Source organism: Acetatifactor sp. (assembly GCF_982438285.1).
This window is the reverse complement of record NZ_CEWDFQ010000429.1, coordinates 1-2192: the sequence shown is the minus strand read 5'-3', so window position 1 is coordinate 2192 and position 2192 is coordinate 1. Positions and strand designations below refer to the sequence as shown.

Annotated in this window: 2 protein-coding genes; both read right to left on the bottom strand. The window is 47.1% G+C overall.

The features are described from left to right. Positions 1 to 1507, bottom strand: a 1507-nt coding sequence (locus tag AC1WIP_RS14900) for a methyl-accepting chemotaxis protein (RefSeq protein WP_481142568.1), incomplete at its 3' end; no start/stop codon positions are given. A gap of 124 nt (positions 1508 to 1631) precedes the next feature. After that, positions 1632 to 2138, bottom strand: coding sequence for a hypothetical protein (locus AC1WIP_RS14895; RefSeq protein ID WP_481142567.1), 507 nt, complete (start codon positions 2136 to 2138; stop codon positions 1632 to 1634). Positions 2139 to 2192 lie beyond the last annotated feature (54 nt).

Here is a 2192-nt window from a genome sequence, read left to right as displayed (position 1 = left end):
CCTCATCTGTGATCTGTGCGATTTCTGCTATTCTGCCCTTGACATCCTGACTTTTGGCCGAAATATCCCCAAGCATGGAAGCTGTTTTCTCTGCCTTGCCAGAACCATCTGCCACAGCAGCCATAGTGTCCTCAATGAGCTGAGAAATTTCATCCGCGGCATCCCCGGATCTGCGTGCCAGCTCTGTGACCTCGTCTGCCACAACGGCAAAGCCCCGTCCTGCCTCTCCGGCCCTGGCCGCCTCGATAGAGGCATTCAAGGCAAGGAGCGTGGTCTGGGAGGTAATGTCGTTGATAATGCTGATAATTTTTTTAATCTGCTGGGATTTATCGGAAATGCCCTCCATGGACAAAATCATTTCCTGCATTTGCCCGTTGCCGTCGTTTATCAGACCGCAGGTTTCATTTATCATGCCCTCCATCTCATGGATGTTTTCCACTGTCTCGTTGAGCTGGGAGGAAATATCCTTCAATACCCCGGTAAGCTCCTCCACGCTGTTTGCCTGGCTTTCTGCGCCGCTGGAAAGATCCTGGGCGCCGCAGGCAATCTGGTCAGCCCCCTGGGCAACCTGATCGGAGGAAAGCTTTACTTCGTTTAAAGCTTCGCTGATGTGCAGTGTAAATTCTGTGATGGACTGCTGAATTTGTTTGAAATCCCCGATGAATTCCACAGGAGATTCCAGGGCAAGATTTCCTTTGGCAAATTCCTGCATACCGTAATTGATGGCCTGTATATAGCGGGAAAGCTCCCTGCAGGAAAAGTCCAGGCTGCTTTTCAGCTCATTGATTTCGGCAAGACTGGTGTCAAAGCTCAAATCAAGATCCAGATGCCCCTGGGAGAGTCTCTTTGTCTGAGAGACAATAGCGCTCAGATTGCCAATGATTTCAGTCTTGATCAGATAATACAGCCGCAGGCTGAAGAAGCTGATTAGAGCCAGGACAATCACACAGAAAAAACCTATGACAATCAGTGTAATGTTGAAATTAAGGCTTGCAGAGGAGGAAGCTGCCTTCAGCTGGCCGATTAGGGAATCCAGCTCCTGCACCAAAGCGTCTACATTGGAGGCTACCTCCTCCTCGTATACGGTAAGGTACTGCGGGTCATTTGCGGCCTTCAAAGCCATGACATCCTCGGCGGAAGTATGAATCTGCCTGTGTAAGGGCTCTGCAACAGCTAAAAAATCCGAAAAAAGCGGGTTCGATGCAGTTTCTTCCCTGTAGAGAAATTGTCCGAAACTACAGGCAGTATAGTCGGTGCTTCCCGTAAATTCCACATCCTCCAAAAGGGAGTGGTTCAGAGCAGTCAGCCATTTGTAGTGATCCGTTTCAGCAGTGTAAAGCTCGCTGATATAGACATCATATGTCTCAATGGCGTTATTTGCCGAATTTACGCCTGAAATTCCTGTGAGTGCCACGATCATTACTAGGACGGTTGAGACAAAAATGCCGCCGAAATTGATTTTCAGTTCCTTTTTCAGTGTCTTTTGTATCTTTTCCTGTTTTCTCATGTTTACATTATTCCTTTTGTTTTTTTTAGTTTACATGGTAAAAGTACTTTTTAGCAACCATAACTCTTTCGAAAAACAGGGAAATAAGTACCATTTCTTTGATAATTAAGCCCTATGACGCCAATCAGAAGGAGTCTGCAGAGGTTGAAGCATCCGGCGAGGCCTTGTCTAATGAGGTCTGGATTGCTTCCATCAGCACTAAGGAGGTGTATTTGTTGTCCGATGTGTAGGAAATCTCATCCAGAGACTGATTCTCATAAATCTGCTCACAGATGGAATCAAAGGTGGGCTCAAGCAGCGGGTACATAGTGGTCAGGGATTCATCAGGCTCTACCATGCGTATGGATTCAATAGAGGATTCCTCCACGATGACCTCTATCTCTACGGACTGACCGCCCAGAACCAGCTCGGTGGTGTAAATGCCGGGTATGTATACGGAACCGGAGGCTGAGACGGAGGAAATGCCTTCCTGTGTGTCGTCCGGGACAGAGGTGTTTCCTGGTTCTTCTTTCCTTCCGGGCAGAAACATGACGATAATAAGTACGATGAACAGGATTCCCAGAGCGGCAAAAATACCTGTATAGATTAACTCCTTCATGTGAAGTACCACGATTTTAGTTTTTGCACTCATCTGTATTCTCCTTTTGGCCCAAACAGGGATTCTTTTCTTTTTAAAAGATATGCG